We start from the raw sequence: 22817 nt of genomic DNA on the forward strand, positions 1-22817 counted from the left end.
GTCATATGATGAATTTATAGGTATTATAGGAGAGTGGTTTTATCTAAAAGGGGGAGCCTTTATGGAAAAAGTATGTGCAGATTGGCCGGCAAAAGCATTTGATGAGCAGCTGGTCAGCGGTAAATACTGGGACGAATTCGCCGAGAATACCAAGGCGGCGGCCACAGAGCTGATCCATGCCGGTACCTGGCAGGAAGCTGAGCAGCTTCTGCAGGGACTGGTGAAAGATATGGAGGCCAAGGAAATTCTGGCTGTAGGTGGGGAAGAAAATCCGCGTTTAGGTATGATGTATCAGCATCTGCAGAGCAATGGCCGCACGGTCTATACGGATAAATTTGACATTGCTGAACATGCACCGCAGGCGGATCTTGGCATTTCCACAGCAGAATTCGGCGTAGGGGAGAGCGGCAGCGTCTGTGTGGATACAGCCTCCTACGAGTCCCGGGTTACAGGCATGCTGCCTCCGACACATATTGTTTTCCTGCAGGCTGACCATATGGTGAAGAACATCGACACAGCCTTCCGGGTGATTGCCAAGGTTTACAAGAAGGGCTATATGGGCTTTATCACTGGCCCGTCCCGCACGGCAGACATTGAACGCGTACTGAGCCTCGGGGTACATGGCCCCGGCCGCTTTATCGTGATTGCCGTTGATGAACCAGCACAGAGGAGGGCTTGATCATGGCTGTAAAGGAAAAACGCAATATCCGCAAGGAAATCCATAATAAACTTGACGATAATGTCATGCAGGGGGCTTTGGCTAAATTCACCTCCGAATATCCCATGGCCCGCCTCAAAGCCTATGCCAATGTGGACAGCATCGATGACCTGCGGGATGACCTGCGCACCATGAAGCGCTGGGCCGTTGACCATATTGATGCGTTGGCTGACGAGTTCCAGCATTCTGTCGAGGAACGCGGCGGCAAGGTGTTCCGGGCGGCCGATGGGGATGAAGTCAAGAAGATCCTGCTGCAGATCTGCGAGGAAAACGGCGTGCAGCGCATCGTCAAATCCAAATCCATGGCCACCGAGGAAATCAAGCTCAATGGTGCCTTGGAAAATGCTGGCCTGCATGTAAGGGAGACAGATCTGGGCGAATGGATGCTTTCCGTTGCCGGGCAGAAACCTTCCCATATGGTTATGCCGGCTATCCATCTGAACAAGGAACAGTGCGCTGGTTTCTTCGAACAGGAACTGCACGAGGAGGTGCCCAGCGATATCTCCTATATGATCCATACGGCCCGCCGTGTGCTGCGGGAGGAATTCCTGCATGCGGACCTGGGCATCACAGGGGCCAACTTCGGTATCGCCGAAAACGGTGCCATCGGTCTGGTGACCAATGAAGGCAATGCCCGTCTGGTCACCACTACGCCGAAGATCCATGTGGTGCTGATCGGCTATGAAAAATTAATCCCGAAGGTCAAGGATGCAGCCAAGATCCTGCGCCTGCTGCCCCGCAACGGCACCTGCCAGCGCATGACCAGCTATATGACCATGGTGTCCGGCCCAACCCCCATCATCTACAAGAAAGATGGCAAATGGGTGGAAGAGAACCGCAAGCAGTATGTGATCCTGCTGGATAACGGGCGTCTCGCAGCAGCCAAGGATCCCAAGATGAAACAGGTCTATCAGTGCGTGCGCTGCGCATCCTGCCTCAATGTCTGCCCCATCTGGCGCATGGTGGGCGGCCATGTTTACGGTCATATCTATTCCGGCGGCATCGGTGCCATCCTGACAGGGCTTCTGGGCAATATGGAGGCCTTCTCCAAGTTCAGCGATCTCTGCATTGGCTGCCGTCAGTGCACCACCATCTGCCCGGGTGAAATTCCCATCCCGGATCTCATCGACGAATTGCGGGCACGGTATGTGAAGAAATATGGTCTTTCCATGCCGGAAAAAACCGCATTCCAACATATCCTTACACACCGCAAGGTGTTCCACTCTCTCCTGCGCATCGGCTCCGTGGCTCAGAAGCCCGTGCAGTCCGGCAAGTTCATCCGCCATCTGCCTTTGTTCTTCTCTGGCATGACAGATGGCAGAAGCCTACCGGCAATTGCGGCCAAGCCTTTGCGTGACAGGACGGAGGATCTGTGCAAGCATAATCCTAAGAATCCTGTGATGACGGCAGCGTTCTTCAGCGGCTGTAATATGGACTTTGTCTTCCCGGATACGGGTGAATCTGTGGTCAAGGTCCTGCAGGATCTCAATATCGCCGTCACCTATCCCCAGGAACAGACCTGCTGCGGCAAGCCGGTGCTGGGCATGGGTGACCGGGATACAGGCAAGGTCATTGCCAAGCAGAACATCGAGGCGCTGGAAGCTACTGGTGCAGATGTGATCATCAGTGCCTGCCCCACCTGCGCGGAAACCTTGGAGCGCACTTATAAGGAGCTATTCAAGGATGATGTGCAGTGGAGAGCAAGAGCAGAAGCTGTGGCCGGCAAGGTCCGCGAGTTCACGAGTTTCGTGGCTGAGCAGTACAAGGCTCAGGGCCGTACCCTGCCGCAGGCTGAACGCGGCAGCCGCATCACCTATCACGATTCCTGTCATATGCGCCGCGGTTTGGGTGTTTGGCAGCAGCCGCGGGAACTCATCAAGATGACGGGGGCTGACTTCGTGGAGATGAAGGACAGCGACCGCTGCTGCGGCATGGCGGGTGCTTTCGGTGTGAAATACAGCGAAATCTCCAAGCCGATACTCCATGACAAACTGGAGAATATCGGCAACACCAAGGCCGATACGGTGGCTGTAGCCTGCCCCGCCTGCATGATGCAGATCGGCGGTGGCCTCAACCAGCAGAATCCCAGTGTCCGCGTCAAACATGTAGCCGATATCCTGGCAGAATGCATTGCGGAACGATAATGTAAAAATGTTGAACCGGGGCATGTTATTGCCATTTCCCTAAGTCAATCCATTAAATAAAGATGCCCCCTGATCCAAGCGGGAAAAGCCTGAACTCACTGTTTTATACAGCAGGCTTTTCCCGCTTGTTTTATGCTGAGGGATTTCCTGTCGACAAAGGCGGAACATTGGCGTTATAATAAAATGAAAAAAGTATGAATTTTATCTGTTTGCGGGGAGGGTGTCATTTTGCGTATCATCGTGGTAGGGGCCGGGAAGCTGGGCTACAGTATTGCCGAGCTTTTGTCCAAGGAACAGTTTGATGTGGTGGTTATCGATAAGGATGAAAGCCAGCTGGAGGCGGCGAAGAATACGCTGGATGTGCTGACCATTGCCGCCAATGGTGCCAGCCCGATTACCATGGATGATCCGGACGTACGGGATGCGGATATCCTGATTGCCGTGACTGCCAGCGATGAAGTCAACATGGTGGCCTGTGTACTGGCCAAGAAGCATGGCATCAAGCATACCATTGCCCGCATTCGCGACATGAAATTCATGTCTGAGGCTAAGGATTATCTCAAGCAGAACTTTGATATCGATGTGATGCTGAATCCGGAACTCATTACCGCGAATGAAATCAATCGCATCCTGATGACACCAGCCGCCCTGGATGTGGAAGATTTTGCCCATGGCAAGATCCGCCTGTTTGAAACGAAAATCCATCGCAAGTCCCCGCTGGTGGGGAAACCGCTGAAAAATATCCAGCTGCCCAAAGGGGTGCTGGCGGGGATGATCTTCCGGGATCACCGCATGATCATCCCTCATGGTGATGACAGCTTCCAGTCTCAGGATAATGCCTATTTCATTGGGATACCCGAGGAGATTGAAAAATTCAGCCAGAAATTGGTACAGCGTGATGCCCGCAAGCTGCATCGGGCGTTGATCATCGGTGCAGGCCGCGCGGGGCGGGCTTTGGCCCAGCAGCTGGATGGGCAGGGTGTACATGTCAAGGTCATCGATCTGGACCGGGAGCGCTGCCAGCTTATGGCGGGAGTGCTCAACAACGGCATTGCCATCTGTGGTGATGGCACGGATATCGACCTGCTGGTTGAGGAAGATGTGGCCCATGCTGATGTGGTGGTGTGCCTGACTGAAGACGATAAGCTGAACCTGATGCTGGCGCTTTTGGCCCGCCATCTGTCCGGCAACCGCACGAAGACCGTCGTGCGCGTATCCCGCAATGAATATGTGGAACTCATGGAAAAAGTCGGCGTGGATATCGTTCTGTCGGCCCGCCTGTTATCGGCCAGTGAGGTGCTGGCCTTCGCCCGCCGTGGTGGCGTGGTGTCCGTGTCCCTGCTGGAGGGGGCCAAGGCCGAGGCCGTAGAGGTTATCGTGCAGGAAGGCGCACCGGTGGCCGGCAAGAAGCTCATGGATGTGAAACTGCCCCGGGAATGCCTGGTCTGTGCCTATGTACGCAACGGCGAGGCCGGCATCCCGAATGGTCATACGGTACTGCAGCCGGGGGACAGCACGATCCTCTTCATCCAGACGAAGTTTTCGCAGCAGGTCATCAAGTATTTCAAAGGGAAGGAATAGGCATTTGCCTGGGAGATTGTGAACCGTTATGCGTATGCAGAAGGAAACTGGCTTGGAACTGTTTTGGCTCCTGATGGGGCAGATGTCCATATTGATGGCAGGGGCACTTTGCGTGCCTCTGATTGTTGCGCTGCTCTGGCAGGAGTCGGAAGCGTGGCTGTTTGTGCTGCCGGCAGCTTTTGCTTATGGCCTGGGACGGAAGATGCTGGAGCTGGGGCACTCGGAGGAGCGGGGGCGTCAGCTGACCATCCGGGAGGGCGTGTTCTTCATGTCCTTTGTCTGGCTGTTCATGGGCTTTATCGGTCTGATGCCCTATGCGATTTCAGGACTGTTCCCCAGCTTTGCGGCGGCATTTTTTGAGACGGTGTCTTCGCTGACTACTACAGGTTTGTCCTGCCTGCCCTTTGACCGGATTGGCCTGCCCCGGACACTGCTGCTCTGGCATGGCGTCATGAGCTGGCTGGGGGGGCTGACCTTCGTGGTCATCATGGTGACGGTGCTGCCGCAGGTCAGCGGCTGTTTTGGGCTGACGCTTTCGGCCCGGCAGTCGATTTTTTTCAGTCCGGTATGGAATAAGATGGCCCAGTCTGCCCGTCAGGGGACGGCTGTGTATGTGGCCCTGACCGTAATGTCAACGGCAGTTTATTATCTGGCGGGGCTGGGGCCTTTTGAATCGCTGCTCCGTGCTATGGTGACCATATCCTCCAGCGGCGGCACTTCGGCTTATGCTTTTATCTATTATGATAATCCGGCGCTGGAACTGGCGGCCTTTGCAGCTATGCTGTTGTCCAGCATGAGCCTGTTGCTCTTGTGGCGGTCCTGGAAAATGAAAAGCCTCCGGCTGCTTTGGCAGGACACGGAAATCCGGCATTTTTTGCTGGTGGTTTTTCTGGCGGGCGGTGTCCTGGCGGCGCATCTCTATTATCAGGGCGTCTATGATTTTACGGGCAGTTTGCGCTATGGTTATTTCCAGGCCATGGCGTTCATCTCGACTAATGGCTTTGTGGCCGCACCTTTCTGGCTTTGGCCCTCCTTTGATATCTATGTGTTGTTCCTGCTGGTTTTTGTCGGTGGCTGCATTGGTTCGGCAACCGGCGGCCTCAAGATCATGCGCTTGCTTGTATTGCTGCGCCTGTCCTGGGCAGAATTGCGCCGCACCCTGCATCCCCGCATGGTGGTCATGCTGAAGGTGGATGGTCTGCCGGTTCCCGTGAAGATTGTGGGGCGGATTTTGTCCTTCTTCTTCCTGTACACCGTGGTGTTTGTGGCTTTTGCCCTGGTGCTCTCGTTAAGCGGTATCAGCATCGTGCAATCGCTTGGGCTGGCCGCCGGCTGCCTGACCAGTACAGGTGCTTCGGCGGAGTTGTTTGGCATTGGCAGTCTGGATATCCTGCCGGATTGGGCGAAATTGGTCTGCAGTCTGCTGATGATCATGGGCAGGGTGGAGATTTTTTCCTTTTTAGTGTTGCTGGATATGGCCCGGCGTAGTTTGCAGAAGAGGTGGTGACGGGATGGATGTACGCATTGTCTATTATGTATTAGGCCGGCTGGTGATGGCCGAGACCGTCACCATGTTCATCCCCTTTGCCCTGGCGCTGGTCAATTATGAAAACAGCATTCCCGGCTTTGCCGTGGCCTTGGGGCTCAGTGCTTCGGTGGGACTGGTCCTGCAGACAAATGGCCGTCAGCGTCATGCCGATCTGTCCCTGCGGGAGGGCATCGCCATTACAGGTTTTGGCTGGGCGCTGGCCACCAGTCTGGGTATGCTGCCCTATGTGTGCGGCGGCTACCTTAACGCGCTGGATGCGCTGTTTGAGAGCATTTCCGGCTTTACAGGTACCGGGGCAACGGTATTCAACACGCTGGAGGATCTGCCCCAGAGCATTCTCTTTTGGCGTATGATGACACATTGGTTTGGCGGTTTGGGCATCATCGTCATTTTTATCGCCTTGCTGCCTCAGACAGGGCAGAGTACCATCTATATGTACAATGCCGAAACCACTGGCCCCACAGATGATCGTGTACTGCCGCGGCTCAGGGATATGACCAAGGCACTTTTCCAGATGTATATGCTTTTTACCCTGGTCGCTGCGGCCGTGTATATGGTCTGTGGCCTTAACTTGTATGAGGCGCTGACTCATGCTATGAGTACCATTGGCGCGGGCGGCTTTTCTACCTATGATGAAAGTGCCATGCATTTTGACAGTCCTGCCTTTGAGTGGTGCATGACCTTCTTCATGATCCTGGCGGGGGGCAACTTCGGCCTCTATTATCGGATCTGGCAGAAAGGACCTGGTGTGATCAAGCGGAATTCGGAGTTCAAGGCTTATCTTTGGATCTTAGGGATTGCCATTGTCCTGATTACCTTGAATCTATTGGTCAAAATGGACTTTGGCCTGGGCGATGCCTTGCGTTACGCAGCCTTTCAGGTGGGATCGCTTTCTACCACGGGCTTTGTGTCGGCGGATTTTGAGCAGTGGCCGCCTTTTTCCAAGGGCATCATCCTGTTCCTGATGGTCTGTGGCGGCTGTGCCGGTTCCACGGCCAGTGGCATGAAGGTTGTGCGGGTATTGCTGCTGCTGAAAAACGCCTGGGCGGTGGTGCATCAGAAAATGTCACCACGGCGGGTAGTGGAGGTGCGTCTCAACGGCAGCCGTGTCAGCGAGGAAACACTGCTGCGGGTGGGACAATTTTTCTTTCTTTACATCTTTTTTATCGCCTTTTGGGCGTTGCTGCTGACACTTGATGGCCTGACGGTGTTCGATGCCATTGGACTCAGTGTCAGCACCATGGGCAATATCGGCCCGGCCTTTGGCATTGCGGGGGCAACCTGCACCTATGCGGGGCTGTCCGTTTTCAGCAAAAGCATTCTGTGTATTTCCATGTTGTTGGGGCGATTGGAAATGTTTACCCTGCTGGTCATGCTCACGCCGGATTTTTGGCAGAAAGGGAATCGGTGGTAAGATCATATGGATATGATGAATAATTTCTGGGTGGCCGTAGGGGCAGTCGTACCCCTCTTTACGCTGCTTTTTATGGGGCTGATCATCAAGCGGCTGCATCTCATGACGGAAACGGAGCTGGCGCATACCAATCGCATGGTCTTCAAGCTCTTCTTTTTCTGCATGATGTTCTACAATATCTATGTGACGGATCTGGCCCATACGGTGCGTCCCAAACTCATGCTGTTCGGGGGCCTGGGGGTACTGGCGGTCTGCTTTCTGGCCACGGCGCTTGTCTGCTGGGGGGATAAGGACAACCGTCACCGCGGGGCCATGATTCAGGCCATCTTCCGCAGTAATTTCGTGCTGTTCGGCATCCCCATCGTAGGCAATATATTTGGCGACTCCGCCTTGGCGATTCCCACCATGATGATTGCGGTGATCGTGCCTATCTACAACGTGCTGGCAGTATTCATTCTGGAAACCTTCCGTGGGGGCAGATTTGCCCTGGGGCAGATCCTGCTGGGGATACTCAAGAATCCCATGATCATGGGGGCCATCATTGCCGTGCTCCTGCGGCTGATGGAGTTCCCTGTACCGAAGCCGGTACTCAAGGGGATTGGTCAGGTGGCGGCGGCTACGACGCCGGTGGCATTGATTATTCTGGGGGCTTCCTTCAAGGGGGGCAGTTTTCATAACCATCTGCCCCAGCTGATCAGCTGCGTGACCGCAAGGCTCATTATCGTGCCGGCCATAGCGCTTAGCCTGGCCGTGTATTTGGGGTTCCGGGATATTGAGCTGGTCACCTTGCTGGCCGTATTTGCCTCCCCCTGCGCCGTGGCCAGCTTTGCCATGGCCCAGCAGATGGGCAGCGATGCGGATTTGGCGGGGAATTGCGTAGTCTATACCACAGCCTTGTCCTGCCTGACAATCTTTGGCTGGGTGTTCCTGTTGAAGACCTTGGGGCTGTTTTGAGTACGCGGGGTGGAGTTCGTGGCATTAGGCGCGCGTAAATTTAATCAAAATTTAATCCTTTTCTAAAGACTTTCAAAGGTTGACTATGTATACTATAAGCATAGTCAACCTTTTACGATGAAATTTTAGTTAGTCAAGCCGATAGGCGCAGAATGACTTAGATTTCGTGTAAGGGCGTAGCGACGCAGCGCTAGTCCTTTTAGGATGCGAAACACCGTTTCGCACGAAGTTTTTAGAGAATGAATTTGTGCAGATAGGAGCGATAGAGATGAAAAGCAAGAAATGGCAGAAATTTGTGGGCGGAGCAATGGCAGGTCTGATGAGCTTCAGCATCGTAGGGACAACGTTGGCCGTGCCGGCTTATGCAGCCAGCTATGAATCCTCCTGGAGCGAAAGAGAGCATCGTGAGGATGTGCATAAGGAAATGCGCCGCCATCAGGAAAAACAGAATAAAATCGAGCAGCAGCGCCGTGCTGAGCAGGCAAGACATGAGGAAAAAGTCCGTCAGCTCAGATACGAAAAAGAAAAGCATGAACGTGAGCAGTATGAGAAGGAACGGCGTGCGCGTTGGGAACGGGAACACCGCCATCAGACTGCCTACGACCGCTACCGTGAAGCCAGAGAGCGGGAAGAAGCCCAGCGTAAACACGATCAGAAAGTGCAGACCAATCGGACGATTGCCGCGGCAGCCATCGGTGCTGTGGTAGGTGCAGTCATAGCGAAGAATAGCTGAGATATTTATGACGTGGTGAATGAGACCAAGTGAAAATTTCCCCACAGTATGATAAGGACCATACTGTGGGGAAATCTTTTAGAGAACATCTTTTAATTTTTGTGCCAGATCATCACTAATGATCTGTTGAGCCTTCCAGGAGAAATGTAAATCATCCAGCCAAAACAAATCTTTTACAGCCGCTGGATCTCCTTCTGTCAAAGACTGTTGTAAAATTTGTTCTGTATTGACCAGTAAATAATCTTTGGGCAAGGCATCCAGTTCCTGCATGGTTTTGTTGACTTGCCAATCAGGAGGAACATCTTTGATATAAGGATAATATACATCCGCTTTATTGGCGACAGGCATAAATACCAAAACAATTCCCTGCTCCCGGCATAGTTCAGCAGCTGCATTGATATTGTTGTTGATATTTTTTATGGTTTGCTCACTGAAATGCACATTGGAATCTGGCAAGTGTACGAGGAGTTTATCCTCCCAGCCTTCGTTGGAAAAGAGTGGCTGGGACAGGTTTAGGAGACCCACCTTATCATTAATGCGATAATCCTGAGGATGTCTTTGGTGATGAATCAAGGTTTTGACTACCTCCAGGTTAGATTTTATCATAATACCGGGAGCCAGCTTGTCTGCCGAGATTTCATTTTTGGTCTTGGTGGAGATCTTTCCCTGATTCTGTGCTTGTTTTAAACCAGATAAAGACAACGTGTATATCTGCATCTTGTCACTGCCAAACCGTTCCTCCATATTGGCGGCTAAAGATTCTAAGATGATAACTTTAGGTTTTATCTTAGCCAATAGTCCGGTTTCCTGTAGACTATACATCATCTGCAAGGCGTTATTATAAGGCCTTGAGGGAACATTTAATATTTTCCAGCCATATGTAGAGCATAGATAATCCTGATAATAGTTGCCTCCTGTACCATTGGAAAAAGAATCACCAATGGTCAGCACGTCAGCCTGTATTGCTTCCAGGTTATCCATTACCTCCGGAAATTCGTAATGTTCTGTTGTATATTTTACAGGTTTAGTCTGGGATGGCGGGACATATACGCCCCCCATGCGCTTTAAATCTCCATGCGCATCTTGCCCATAAAATATGTCTTTTGTATAACCTTGCCAAAGTACGATATTCAATAGAATGAACACACCCAGTACGCTTGCAATGAGCATACTAAATTTTCTTGAATTCATCACGAAATCCTTTCCTCAAAATTGGAAATATAGAAAATCCGATATATGGGAGAAAAAGTATAGCGAAACTACTCCAAATACAATGCACATAACTGCCCATTTTATGTTCGGCTTGAAATACCGTTCAACCAATCTTTGGGCACTAGGACAAAACATAAGCAACAATGTGAATGCTATCAGTATACGTATACGCACACCGGTAGGCCCATGAAGAGAAAAGCCTGCTGCCCAGTTTTGGATATCAAACATTGTGGACAGAATGATCAGTGCCTGTCCTACACTATCGGCTCGGAAAAATACCCAAGCCACCATTACGGCGCAAAAAGTAAGTGGCCACGAAAAAATCTTTGGCAATGCGTTTCCCATACTGCGCCACCAATGATTTATTACCAAAAATAGCCCGTGAAGGCCACCCCAAAGTACGTAGGTCCATCCTGCTCCATGCCACAAACCAATCAGCAGCATACTTACCATGAGATTACGCAACTTCTTGGGCAGTCCATGTCTGTTTCCGCCCAAAGGAATATAAAGGTAATTTTTTACCCATACGCCCAAGGTCATATGCCAGCGCCGCCAAAAGTCGATAATGTTAGCAGCTTGATAGGGTGAATCGAAATTTCTGGGCAAGCGTAAATTGAACATCAGGCCCAAGCCAATGGCCATTTCCGAATAAGCGGAAAAATCAAAGTACAGCTGGAAACTATAACCTAATGCTGCAAACCACGCTTCGATGGGTAGCAAACTATCTGGACGGGCAAAATATTCATTCACCCATGGTGCAAGGCTGTCCGCTATGGCTACCTTCTTAAATAAACCAAAAATAAAAAGGGTCAGGCCTTGTGCGATATTATCATAATTCAGGTGATAGGTACGCTGTGACTGGAACTGAGGGATCATTTCACGGTGATGTATAATAGGCCCTGCAATCAGATGCGGGAAAATGGTTACAAATTCACAATATGAGGCAAAGCCGGTCGATGCTGCATCACCACGATACATATCGATTAAGTAGGCCGCTTGGGTAAAGGTGAAAAAAGAAATGCCTAAAGGCAGTACAATATCTGGGATGGAAAATAGCGCTGTTCCGAATACGTCATTTACGGTAGTCAGGAAAAAACCTGTATACTTATAGTAGCCCAATAGTGCAAAATCGCCCAATAGTCCGGCTGTTAGCCAGAGTTTTGAATTTTCTTTGGAAACAATAAATTGTCCAATTATATAATTGAAACAAATAGATAACACCAACAAGGGAACATAACGGATATCCCAATAACCATAAAAGAGCAGCGATGCGCCGATGATCCAATACATACCCCATTTCCATAACCGCTGGCCAATCCAGTAATATGTGATAAAGACAATGGGCAGGAAAAATATTATGAACTCGTAGCTATTAAAAAGCATTATCAAACCTCCCTTAAAAATGCATTTTTATCATACTACAAATGCCCACCTCGGACAAGACATTTGTTCGCTATGAAAAAAGTGCGAGTCAAGTGTGTAAGAAGTTGTTTCTCTCGTATCTGGTAAATATGTGGATTACTGTTTCTTTGTGACGAAGAAAAGTAATATAGAATTGTGTTCGAACAAAAATAAAGAATACAAACCTATTGACAAATCGATATTAAAAGAGTATCGTATATAGCAGATAAGGTTGTGATGTAGCAGGAAGTGTTGATATCTGCGAATAATAGTCTGACTTTTGCCAAAAGACTATATTGTGTGCAAGTTAAAATGTGCACGAGAACAGAATGTAACATTGCCCGCAAGCCTGAGCCGAAAAGAGTCGCAAAAGGGGGCAGAGGAAGAGATTGGCGCGGGACATCACAAACGGAATCATGATGTAGCAAAGGAGACGATGAGATGAAAAAGCTCATAGCATTATTACTAGCAAGCGTTATGATGATTGTAGCTGCCGGCTGCGGTGGCGGTGAACAGGCCAAGAGCGACAACAAGGCAGCTGGCGGCGATAAGAAGATCACCATGGGCTTCTCCCAGATCGGAGCGGAATCCGAATGGAGAACGGCCAACACGGAATCCATCAAGAAAGCAGCCGAAGAAGCTGGTATCAACCTGCAGTTCTCGGATGCTCAGCAGAAACAGGAAAATCAGATCAAGGCTATCCGCTCCTTCATCGCTCAGGGCGTTGATATCATCGCATTTGTTCCCATCGTGGAAACGGGTTGGGATACGGTGCTGAAGGAAGCAAAGGATGCCAAGATTCCGGTCGTAGTTGTTGACCGCGATGTGAAGCTGGCTGATGACAGCCTCTATGTGGCTAAGATTGGTACCGACTCCGTAAAGGAAGGCAACAACGTCTTCAAATGGATTGACGAATACATGGCCAAAGAAAAGAAGACCCCCCGGGATGGCGGCAGCCAGTACAACGTAGTGGTTCTCGAAGGCACGGTTGGTTCTTCCGTAGCTATCCGCCGTCAGGAAGGCTTTAAAGATGCTATGGCTAAATCCCCGAACGCTGGCAAGTACAACATCCTCGCTTCCCAGACCGGTGAATTCACCCGTCAGAAAGGCCAGGAAGTTATGGAATCCTTCCTGAAATCCTATGGTCCGAAAATTGATATCCTCTTTGCACATAACGACGATATGGCTCTCGGCGCAATCCAGGCCATCGAAAAAGCCGGCCTCAAACCTGGCAAGGACATCACCATCATCTCCATCGATGGTGTAAAGGGCATGTTCCAGGCCATGATCGAAGGCAAAGCAAACTGCACCGTAGAATGCAACCCGCTGCAGGGTAAGCTCCTGATGGAAACGGCTAAGAAGATTCTGGCCGGCGAAAAGGTTGACAAACTGGTTTATGTTGACGAAGGTGTATTCCCTGCTGATGTAGCAGAAAAGACCCTGCCGGAACGCAAATACTAAGATTTTCAAAATCTAATGCAAGCCGTGCCCGTACAGCGTATGTGTGCGGACGCGGCTTTATTTATCGCTAGATTAACGCAACAAGGAGTGACATCTATGGCACAGGCACTACTGGAAATGCGGCATATTACCAAGGAATTTCCCGGTGTGCGGGCCCTGTCCAATGTGGACTTTACCCTGCATGCTGGCGAGATCCACTCCCTGATGGGGGAAAATGGTGCCGGGAAATCCACCTTGGTAAAGGTGCTTACCGGCGTTTATCCCCGTGATGGCGGCACGGTGTTCCTGAATGGCAAGGCCATCAATCCCAAGACCCCGAAGGATGCGCAGGATACCGGTATTTCCACCGTTTATCAGGAAGTCAATCTCTGCTCCAACCTTACGGTGGCCGAGAATATCTTCATTGGCCGGGAACCCCGAAAATTCGGCATGATTGACTGGAAGACCATCAATAAGCGGGCGGAGGAGCTCCTAGCCAAACTCGATGTACATATCGATGTGACCAAGACGCTCGATAACTATTCCGTGGCTTTGCAGCAGATGATTGCCATTGCCCGGGCTGTGGATGTGGATGCAAAAATTCTGATTCTGGACGAGCCGACATCTTCCCTGAACGAAGAAGAAACTGCCCATCTGTTCAAGATTATGCGGCAGCTGCAGAAACAGGGCTTAGGTATTATCTTTATTTCTCATTTCCTCGACCAAATCTACGAAATCTGCGACCATATCACGGTACTGCGCAACGGCGAACTCGTAGGTGCCTATGAGACGGCCAAACTGCCCCGTCTGGAACTCATCGCCAAGATGGTGGGCAAGGACCTCAACGAGGTCAAGGACATGGATAATTTTGCCGAAAAGAGCGTGCCCAGTGAGGAAGTATTCCTCGATGCCAAGGGGATTGGCGCCGTGGGCAAGCTCAATGAAGTGGACGTGCAGATTCACAAGGGCGAGGTCATTGGCTTTGCGGGGCTCTTAGGATCCGGCCGCACGGAAACGGCAGAACTCCTGTTTGGCATCAATGAAATCAACAAGGGAGCGCTTTCCATTAACGGTAAGAAGCTCCATCTGAAGAATCCCATGGATGCCATGAAGCAGAAAATCGGCTTCTGCCCCGAGGACAGAAAGCTCTCGGGCATTATCGGCGATTTGTCCGTGCGGGAGAATATCATTCTGGCCATGCAGGCCAAGGATGGTATCCTGCGTCATATTCCCTATGAGGAGCAGGTAAGGATTGCTGATGACTGCATCAAGCTCTTGCGCATCAAGGTTTCCAGCCGGGAACAGCTTGTGAAGAACCTCTCCGGCGGCAACCAGCAGAAAGTCATCATCGCTCGCTGGCTGGCCACCCAGCCCGACCTGCTGATTCTCGATGAACCTACCCGCGGTATCGACGTGGGCACCAAGACGGAGATTCAGAAGATGGCCATTTCTCTGGCCAAGAAGAAGGGCATGGCGGTGGTGTTCATTTCCTCGGAAATGGACGAAATGGTGCGTACCTGCACGAAGCTGGTGGTCATGCGTGATCGCCGCAAGGTGGCAGAACTTACTGGCGCTGACATTAGTTCCGATGGCGTGATGAAGGCCATTGCAGGAGGTGCAGCCTGATGGAAATGCTGAAAAAATTTAGTGGCAGCTCTCTGTTTCTGCCCGTGGTGGCACTGACAGTCCTGCTGATATTCAATACGTTATTTGTAGACGGTTTCCTGACCATACAGATGACCGAGGATGGCCATTTATATGGACGCTTGATTGATATCCTGAACCGTTCCTGCTCCCTGATTATTCTGGCTCTGGGCATGACCTTCGTCATTGCCACCAGCGGCATCGATATTTCCGTAGGTGCCGTGGTGGCCATCTCCGCCGCCGTGGTCTGCACCATGATTGGCGGCCGTGGCGATGGCGTGGCCCAGATGCCCATGACGCTGGCTGTATTGGCCGCTGTGGGCGTGGGCGTGCTCTGCGGTATGTGGAACGGCCTCTTGGTCGCTAAGTTCAAGATTCAGGCAGTTGTGGCCACCCTTATCCTCATGACCGCTGGCCGCGGTATTGCCCAGCTGATGACCGAGGGGCAGATTATTACCGTATACTACAAGCCTTTTGAGTACATTGCCGGCTTCCTGCCCAATATGCCTGTGCCTACGAATATCTTTATCGCTCTGGCCATGGTACTGCTGGTGGCTGTACTGATGAAGAAGACCAGCATTGGCCTGTTCGTGCAGTCCGTGGGCATCAACCCCACGGCGGCGCGGTATGCGGGCATCAACGTGACCATGGTTATATTCCTCGTCTATGCTTTTTCCGGTCTCTGCGCCGGTGTTTCGGGCCTCATTGAAAGCTCCCTGATTCGCGCAGCTGATGCCAACAACGCAGGCCTCAATATGGAAATGGATGCGATTCTTGCTGTAGCTCTGGGCGGCACACTGCTGTCCGGCGGCAAGTTCTATGTGGGCGGTTCCGTAATCGGCGCCATTACCATCCAGACTTTGACTACCACCATGTACGCTTTGGGCGTTTCTGCCGACCAGCTGCCGGTGGTCAAGGCCATTGCCGTTATCATCATCTGCCTGATCCAGTCCAAGAAGGCACAGGAGATGTTTGACAAATGGAAGGCCTCCCGGCATTCTGCTCAGAAAAATGATCATAAGGCAGTGCTTGGAAAGGCGGTGAAGCAATTATGATGAACAAAATCAATAGCATGATTGCCTCGAAGTATTTCTCCTTCTTCGTGACGGTGGCGCTCTTTGTGATACTTTACGGAGCAGGCATGGCTATGTACAAAGGGTTTATGAGGCCCCAAGTATTCCTGAACCTCTTTATCGACAATGCAGCGCTCATAATCGTCACTATCGGTATTACCTTTACCCTGATCATTGCAGGCATTGACCTGTCAGTGGGGGCGGTACTGGCTCTGGTCTGCATGGTATTGGCATGGCTTTTGGCTAATACGGGGATTCCCGTGGGCTTAGCAGTTCTGCTGGTGCTGGTGATGGGCACGGTGTTTGGTGCCCTGCAGGGCTATATCATCACGAAGTTTGATCTGCAGCCCTTCATCATCACTTTGGCCGGCATGTTCTTCTGCCGCGGCCTCACGGCGGTCATCTCCCAGGATACCATTCAGATTGTGAATCCCACCTGGGTGGCTTTGGCCAGCTATCGCATTGATCTGGGGGTGGGCTTTGTGTCCATCGGTGCCGTGATAGCTCTCATCATGATTGCCATTGCGGCGGTTATCCTGGGCTTTACGAAATTTGGCCGGGCCGTGTTCGCCATCGGCGGCAGTGAATCCTCGGCCGCCCTGATGGGCCTGCCGGTGTTCCGCACCAAGGTCACAGTCTATGCCATTTCCGGTTTCTGCGCCTCCATGGGCGGTCTGGCCTACAGTCTGATCATGCTGACGGGCTACAATCTCCATGGTCTGGGCATGGAAATGGATGCCATCGCCTCATCCGTTATCGGCGGTACGCTGCTGACCGGCGGTGTGGGCTTTATCCCCGGTGCTCTGGTGGGTGTGCTGATTCAGGGCGTGATCCTGACCTTCATCAGCTTCCAGGGGACGCTTTCCGCCTGGTGGACGAAAATCGTGGTGGGCGCGCTGCTCTGCGTGTTCATCATCATGCAGGCCCTGATTACGGAACAGAAGAGCAAACTCTCTTCGAAGCGCTCCATGGAAACACCCAGCGAACCGCCTAAACCGGCTATGCAAAACTAGGATATGATTCAAGCCGTCCCTCTGGGGCGATGATGCAAAAACTAAGCCTTCCCCTTGGGGGAAGGGAAACCGCGAAGCGGTGGAAAGGGCTGATGCCTCTTTCCACCGCTTTTTGTGATGTCTGCATTTTGTCATTTTGAGGGCGATAAGACAGCTGTGGAGGAAAGAAAATGATTGTTTAATATCAAAAAATATAAAATTTCAAGAAAAAACACTTGCAAATGATAGCCGTCTGCTATATAATGAATTTGCAAATGAAAAACAACTATCATTAAAAACGAGGAGTGATGATGGTGGACTTTCAATATAGGAACTCGCCTGTGTGGATTGGGGTAGATGTGGGCACCACCGGTGTACGGGCAATCGCTTATGATGTGCAGGGCAACAAGGCCGCTGCGGCAGAGGCTTTTTATCCGCTGCTTACGCCGCATCCCGACTGGGCCGAGGAAGATCCCGCCCAGATATTTGCGGCTGTGCAGGAGGTCGTGGGCAAAGCAGCAGCAGAGCTGCGGTACAAGAGCCGGGCCTTGGCAGGCATTGCCCTGAGCACGGTCATGCACAGTTTTGCCGGGCTGGATGCGGAATACAAACCCTTGATGGATATGCAGACCTGGGCGGACAGCCGCAGCGCGGCAATCGTGCGGGAGCTGAAAAAGGACGAAGCCCTTTGCCGCCGTTTCTACGAGCGGACAGGCTGTCCTGTTCATGCCTGCTATCCGCTGGCCAAGGTACTGTGGCTGCGGCAGGAACATCCGGATATGTTTGACCGCATGAAATATGTGGGATCATTGAAGGATTACATCTTCCATGGGCTGACCCATGAATGGGTTATCGACCATTCGGCTGCCAGCACCAGCGGGCTGTACAATGCTGCGGCCATGGACTGGGATGAGGAAATCATTGCCTATGCTGGGCTGCGCAAAGAGCAGCTGCCGCCGATTGTCTCCACTACCTATCAGGGCCGGCTTTGTCCGGAAATGGCCGCCGCCATGAACCTGCCGGAGAATCTGCCGGTGGTCATCGGGGCCACCGATGGGGTATTGGTCAATGTGGGCATCGGTGCCGTACGGGCCGGCCAGCTGAGTGCCACCATCGGCACCAGCGGCGCCTTGCGGATGCTGACGGATAGGCCCGTTACGGACAAGAAGATGCGCACCTGGTGCTACAATCTTACCGATGATATCTGGGTGGCTGGCGGGGCCATAAACAATGGCGGCATGATTCTGCGCTGGGTGCGGGACAAGGTTTGCCATTACACGCCCCATCATCTGGAAAATCTGGATGTGGATGGTTATGACCTGATGACCATGAAGGCCGCCCATATTCCGGCGGGGGCGGAAGGGCTGATTATGCTGCCCTCCTTTACCGGCGAGCGGGCACCTTACTGGAATTCTGATTTGCGGGGCATGTTCTTCGGCCTGTCCCTGAATCACAGCCGTTCCCATATGATACGGGCCTGTCTGGAGGGCATTGCCTACAGCATGAATGCCGTGATGCTGGCTCTGCGGGATTTCGGGGAAATCAAGGATATCCGGGTCAGCGGCAGTTTTACCAAGTCGGCCCTGTGGCTGCAGATTCTGAGCAGTGTGCTCAATGAAAAGCTGATTCTGCCGGATAACAGCGAAGGGGCTGCCTTTGGTGCAGCGGTGCTGGGCTTTATCGCCAGCCATGAACTGGGCGGCATCATCGATACGGCGGAACTGGTAAAACCAAAGAAAGTCATTGTCCCGCAGGAGGATGAGGTGCAGGTTTACCAGCGGCTCTACGGCATATATGAACAGCTCTATTGGAAGCTGCAGCCGGAGCTGGCGGCCATTGCGGCCTTCCAGACGGAAACGGCGCATTGAGACAGGAGGTTGTGATTATGGGTAAGATGGATATAGGCATGGTAGGCATGGCCGTGATGGGCAGCAATCTGGCCCTGAATATGGCCGACCATGGTTTTGACGTAGCTTGTTACAATTACACGCCGGATTTGACGGAGAAGGTCTTGCGGGAACATCCCCATGAGCATATGCACGGTTTTTTTGACCTGCGGGAGTTCGTGCAGTCTTTGAAAAGACCCCGCCGAATCATGCTGCTGATTATGGCCGGAGACCCGGTGGATTCCATGATTGACCAGCTAATGCCCTTGCTGGAGGAGGGCGATATCATCCTGGACGGGGGCAACTCCTTCTTCGAGGATACCATCCGCCGGCAGAAGAAGCTGGCGGATGCAGGCTTGCATTACTTTGGCGTGGGCATTTCCGGCGGCGAAAAGGGAGCCCGGAACGGCCCCTGTATCATGCCGGGCGGGGATGCGGCCACCTATGAGGCCGTGCGTCCCATCTACGAGGCAGTGGCGGCTCGGGCAGCCGATGGCGAGCCTTGTTGCGCCTATATCGGCACGGATGGTGCCGGCCATTTCGTCAAGATGGTGCATAACGGCATTGAGTATGCGGATATGCAGCTGATTGCCGAGGCCTATCTGCTGCTGAAATATGCGGGGGGCTTTACGAACGAGCGGATTGCCGCCGCTTTCCGCCAGTGGAATCAGGGCGAATTGAAGAGTTTCCTCATCGGCATAACGGCGGATATCTTTGCCGAGGATGACGAGGATGGCGGTCAGGTGGTGGACAAGATTCTCGACAGTGCAGGCCAGAAGGGAACGGGGCGCTGGACCAGCATCGAAGCCTTGAAGCGGGGGGTAAATACCTCCCTGATAACGGCGGCCTGCAATGCTCGGGTCATGTCCAACCTCTGGGATTTGCGCCGGGGGCTGGGACAGCGGTTTGCAGCTGTGAAGGCGCATGAACCCTTGGGGGATGATTTTGCCGAAATAGTTCGCAAGAGTCTGTATGTTGGCAAGATTGCGGCTTATGCTCAGGGCTTTGCCCTTTATCAGGCGGCGGCCAGCCACTATGGCTGGAAGCTGGATTTCGGTCGCATTGCCGGGATTTTCCGCGGGGGCTGCATCATTCAGGCAGATTTCCTGGAGCGCATAACAGAGGCCTTCCAGAGCAATGCACAGCTGGAAAACCTCATGGAGGCCAATTTCTTTGCGGGGAAGATCCAGGCCAATCTGGACAGCCTGCGGGAAGTCGTGGCGCTGGGCGTCAAGCAGGGTCTGCCCATCCCGGCCATGGCTTGTGCCATTGAGTATATTGACAGCGCCCGGGCGGCGCATGTAGGGGCCAATCTCATTCAGGCCCAGCGGGATTATTTTGGAGCCCATACCTATAACCGGGTGGATAAGGAAGGCGTTTTTCATCATCAGTGGAACTGACATCCTAAAGGGGGAGTAATCATGCCATTGATCATTCTGGCAGTTGGTATCCTGTTTTTGTTTTTCCTGATTGTTAAAGTGCGTTTGAATAGTTTTCTGTCCTTGCTGCTGGTCGCGGGGCTGGTGGGGTTTGCCGAAGGTTTGCCCGAGGGGCAGATCATTCCCGTGATTGAAAAGGGGCTGGGGGGCACCCTGGGAGGTCTGGCCATCGTGGTTTCCTTTGGTGCCATGCTGGGCAAGCTCATGGCGGAAAGTGGCGGTGCCCAGCGCATTGCCACCACCCTGATCGATGTCTTTGGCCGTCAATGGGTAAAATGGGCCGTGGCCCTGACGGGCTTCATCGTGGGCATTGCCCTGTTCTATGAAATCGGCTTTGTCCTGTTGATTCCGCTGGTCTTTACCATTGCTACGGCGGCCAAGATTCCTCTGCTGGAGGTAGGTATTCCCATGGCGGCGGCCCTGTCCGTAACTCATGGCTTTCTGCCACCCCATCCCGGCCCCACGGCTATTTCCGTCATCTATGGTGCGGATATTGGCATGACCCTGCTCTATGGTGCCATCATCGCCGTGCCGACGGCCATCGTGGCCGGGCCGCTGTTTGCCAATACCACGAAGCACATCCAGCCGGAAAATGCGCAGGGCATGCAGAGTGGCAAGGTGTTTGCGGATGAGGAAATGCCCGGTTTTGGCATCTCGGTCTGTACGGCTATGGTGCCCGTTGTCCTGATGGCCGCTTCGGCCGTGGCCAAGCTGACCCTGCCATCCTCCTCGGCCCTGTTCCAGTGGCTGACCTTTCTTGGAACTCCGGATATGGCCCTGACCATTGCCGTAGCGGTGGCCATCTATACCTTTGGCCTGCGGCAGGGCAGAAGCATGGCCGAAATCATGAAAATTTGTGAAAATGCCGTAATCAGCATCGCCATGATTTTGCTGATTGTGGGCGGCGGCGGAGCGCTGAAGCAGATTCTCATCGACAGTGGTGTGGGCAATTATATCGGGCAGATTGCAGCCCAGTCAGAACTGTCGCCGCTGCTGCTGGCTTGGACGGTGGCAGCCGTCATCCGCATCGCCTGCGGCAGTGCCACGGTGGCAGCCTTGACGGCAGGTGGCATTGCGGCTCCGGTGGTGGCTGTGACCGGCGTGAATCCTGAGCTCATGGTGCTGGCCACGGGGGCGGGCAGCCTGATCCTGAGCCCGCCCAATGACCCGGGTTTCTGGCTCTTCAAGGAATTCTTTGGGCTGACGGTCAAGCAGACGGTACGCACTTGGTGCGTATTGGAAACCATCATCTCCGTCATGGGCCTGATTGGTGTCTTGGCACTGGCGGCCATTGTATAAAGCAGATGGGGCTGTGAACTATCACAGCCCTGTTTTGTGGTATAATGGAGGAAGACAGCTTTAGGAAGAAGGAACGTTTATGAAGGATATGATTTTGCCCATCTTACGCAGTGCCTATGAGGATTTGACCAAGTCGGAGAAGAAGATTGCCACCTATATCTCGGCCAATGCCGACAAGATTATGCCCCAGACCGTGGCGGAGCTGGCCAAGAACACGGATAGTTCGGAAATCACGATATCCAGATTCTGCAAGAAACTGGGCTATAGCGGCCTGCAGAGCCTGAAGATTGCCATTGCCGCAGAGCTTTCGGCTGCCGGCGATGAAACGTATCAGGACATTCACAGCAGTGACAGCGAGGCTGCCGTGGCGGGAAAGATTTTCCGCAATATCGCCGATGGCTTGCAGGATACCTTGAAAATACTGGATTTTTCCCATATTGAGACCGCCGTGGATTGGCTGGCTGCGGCCAGGCAGGTGGTCATTTACGGCTTTGGCAACTCCGCCACGGTCTGCCGGGATATGGAAACCCGCTTTCTGCGCTTTGGCATGGCGGTGCAGGCTTTTTCCGATGTCCATATGCAGGTTACCTCAGCAGCTCTGCTGACCCCGCAGGATGTGGTCATCGCCGTCTCCCATACCGGTGCCACGAAGGATGTCTTGTCTTCGGTAGCCATCGCGCAGAAAAGCGGGGCAAAGGTCATTGCCATAACCAGCTATGCCCAGTCGGAACTGGCGCGGGCGGCGGATATCGCGCTGGTGGGGATGGGCCGGGAGGTGCATTACCGCTCGGAAGCGGCCGCTTCCCGACTGATTCACATGGCCATTGGCGACATCCTCTACACGCGCCTGGCCATGAAGATGCCGGAGCAGTATCAGGAGAATCTGCAGAAGATGCGGGAGGTCATTGCAGAACGTCATCTGTAAAGTACAGGGAAATTTTCACAAATGTAGCATGAATACAGAATACTTCCTGCAAAAGTATCAACAATACGGGTGTAAAGTTGTATACTTAGGGCGTGACGAAAAAGGAGGTTGATTCTGTATGAAGAAGTATGTGGGCATGATGCTGGGGCTGCTGGTCTGGGGCGGCCTGCTCTATGTACAGGGCACGCCGGCCATTACGGCGGAAATCGCGGAGGAAGCGGTGGTGGCCGCGCACCCGGATACGGCCTTTTGTGAAGTGGAACACCATGGGACGGACTTCGAGGTGGCCTATGTGACAACTGGCCTGCAGCAAGGTCATGTGACTTTGGATAAGGACGGTCATATTGTCAGCGCTCAGTAACTAGTATAAGGGTAAGTCTCCAGCCACCCTGCGGGGCGGTTGGAGACTTTTC

At 52.8% G+C, this 22817-nt stretch carries 18 protein-coding genes; 16 read left to right on the top strand and 2 right to left on the bottom strand.

All coding sequences use genetic code 11. The annotated features are described in order from the left end of the window. Nucleotides 1-61: 61 nt before the first annotated feature. The 7 genes from SELR_RS00350 to SELR_RS00380 all read left to right on the top strand — a co-directional run bounded on the left by SELR_RS00350 (nt 62) and on the right by SELR_RS00380 (nt 9093). On the top strand, nt 62-679 hold the full coding sequence (locus SELR_RS00350; protein WP_014423225.1) for a LutC/YkgG family protein: 618 nt from the start codon (nt 62-64) through the stop codon (nt 677-679). Nucleotides 680-681: 2 nt separating this feature from the next. Continuing rightward, nucleotides 682-2862 carry an L-lactate dehydrogenase (quinone) large subunit LdhH gene (gene ldhH, locus SELR_RS00355; protein ID WP_014423226.1) on the top strand — a complete coding sequence of 727 codons (2181 nt, stop codon included), beginning with the start codon at nt 682-684 and terminating at the stop codon, nt 2860-2862. Between the two features lie 228 nt (nt 2863-3090). Beyond that, the gene (trkA, locus tag SELR_RS00360; RefSeq protein ID WP_014423227.1) at nt 3091-4443 is read left to right on the top strand and encodes a Trk system potassium transporter TrkA; all 1353 of its coding nucleotides are present in this window, start codon (nt 3091-3093) and stop codon (nt 4441-4443) included. Nucleotides 4444-4471: 28 nt separating this feature from the next. Next, complete coding sequence (locus tag SELR_RS00365) at nt 4472-5950, top strand: TrkH family potassium uptake protein (protein WP_014423228.1); 1479 nt, start codon at nt 4472-4474, stop codon at nt 5948-5950. Nucleotides 5951-5954: 4 nt separating this feature from the next. Next, nucleotides 5955-7406: a TrkH family potassium uptake protein gene (locus tag SELR_RS00370; RefSeq protein WP_014423229.1), complete on the top strand. Its 1452-nt coding sequence runs from the start codon at nt 5955-5957 to the stop codon at nt 7404-7406. 12 nt (nt 7407-7418) lie between these two features. Continuing rightward, nucleotides 7419-8360 carry an AEC family transporter gene (locus SELR_RS00375; RefSeq protein WP_041914468.1) on the top strand — a complete coding sequence of 314 codons (942 nt, stop codon included), beginning with the start codon at nt 7419-7421 and terminating at the stop codon, nt 8358-8360. A gap of 268 nt (nt 8361-8628) precedes the next feature. Beyond that, nucleotides 8629-9093, top strand: a complete 465-nt coding sequence (locus SELR_RS00380; RefSeq protein WP_014423231.1) for a hypothetical protein — start codon at nt 8629-8631, stop codon at nt 9091-9093. A 78-nt stretch (nt 9094-9171) separates the two neighbouring features. On the opposite strand, the gene SELR_RS00385 is transcribed toward SELR_RS00380, so the two are convergent. After that, entirely contained in the window at nt 9172-10287 is a 1116-nt protein-coding gene (locus SELR_RS00385; protein ID WP_158645761.1) for a hypothetical protein, read from the bottom strand. A 12-nt stretch (nt 10288-10299) separates the two neighbouring features. Further along, nucleotides 10300-11688, bottom strand: coding sequence for an MBOAT family O-acyltransferase (locus SELR_RS00390; RefSeq protein ID WP_014423233.1), 1389 nt, complete (start codon nt 11686-11688; stop codon nt 10300-10302). A 459-nt stretch (nt 11689-12147) separates the two neighbouring features. Here SELR_RS00390 and SELR_RS00395 point away from each other — a divergent pair, with 459 nt between their 5' ends. From SELR_RS00395 to SELR_RS00435, 9 genes are all read left to right on the top strand, one after another. After that, nucleotides 12148-13167 carry an ABC transporter substrate-binding protein gene (locus SELR_RS00395; protein WP_014423234.1) on the top strand — a complete coding sequence of 340 codons (1020 nt, stop codon included), beginning with the start codon at nt 12148-12150 and terminating at the stop codon, nt 13165-13167. Between the two features lie 96 nt (nt 13168-13263). Continuing rightward, nucleotides 13264-14772 carry a sugar ABC transporter ATP-binding protein gene (locus tag SELR_RS00400; RefSeq protein ID WP_014423235.1) on the top strand — a complete coding sequence of 503 codons (1509 nt, stop codon included), beginning with the start codon at nt 13264-13266 and terminating at the stop codon, nt 14770-14772. Beyond that, nucleotides 14772-15845: an ABC transporter permease gene (locus tag SELR_RS00405; protein WP_014423236.1), complete on the top strand. Its 1074-nt coding sequence runs from the start codon at nt 14772-14774 to the stop codon at nt 15843-15845. The genes SELR_RS00400 and SELR_RS00405 overlap by 1 nt, the downstream gene beginning before the upstream one ends. Continuing rightward, nucleotides 15842-16876, top strand: a complete 1035-nt coding sequence (gene yjfF / locus SELR_RS00410) for a galactofuranose ABC transporter, permease protein YjfF (RefSeq protein ID WP_014423237.1) — start codon at nt 15842-15844, stop codon at nt 16874-16876. Before SELR_RS00405 ends, yjfF begins: the two co-directional genes overlap by 4 nt. 290 nt (nt 16877-17166) lie before the next feature. Next, a complete protein-coding gene (locus tag SELR_RS00415) occupies nt 17167-18723 on the top strand; it encodes a gluconokinase (RefSeq protein ID WP_041914207.1) in 1557 nt (518 codons plus the stop codon). A 17-nt stretch (nt 18724-18740) separates the two neighbouring features. Further along, nucleotides 18741-20141: a decarboxylating NADP(+)-dependent phosphogluconate dehydrogenase gene (gnd, locus tag SELR_RS00420; protein WP_014423239.1), complete on the top strand. Its 1401-nt coding sequence runs from the start codon at nt 18741-18743 to the stop codon at nt 20139-20141. Between the two features lie 21 nt (nt 20142-20162). Next, nucleotides 20163-21479, top strand: a complete 1317-nt coding sequence (locus SELR_RS00425; protein WP_014423240.1) for a gluconate:H+ symporter — start codon at nt 20163-20165, stop codon at nt 21477-21479. 79 nt (nt 21480-21558) lie between these two features. Continuing rightward, on the top strand, nt 21559-22404 hold the full coding sequence (locus SELR_RS00430) for a MurR/RpiR family transcriptional regulator (RefSeq protein ID WP_014423241.1): 846 nt from the start codon (nt 21559-21561) through the stop codon (nt 22402-22404). 118 nt (nt 22405-22522) lie between these two features. Further along, nucleotides 22523-22765: a hypothetical protein gene (locus SELR_RS00435; RefSeq protein ID WP_014423242.1), complete on the top strand. Its 243-nt coding sequence runs from the start codon at nt 22523-22525 to the stop codon at nt 22763-22765. The last annotated feature ends 52 nt before the right edge of the window (nt 22766-22817 follow it).

The sequence above is a fragment of the Selenomonas ruminantium subsp. lactilytica TAM6421 genome, from assembly GCF_000284095.1.
Taxonomy (GTDB): domain Bacteria; phylum Bacillota; class Negativicutes; order Selenomonadales; family Selenomonadaceae; genus Selenomonas_A; species Selenomonas_A lactilytica.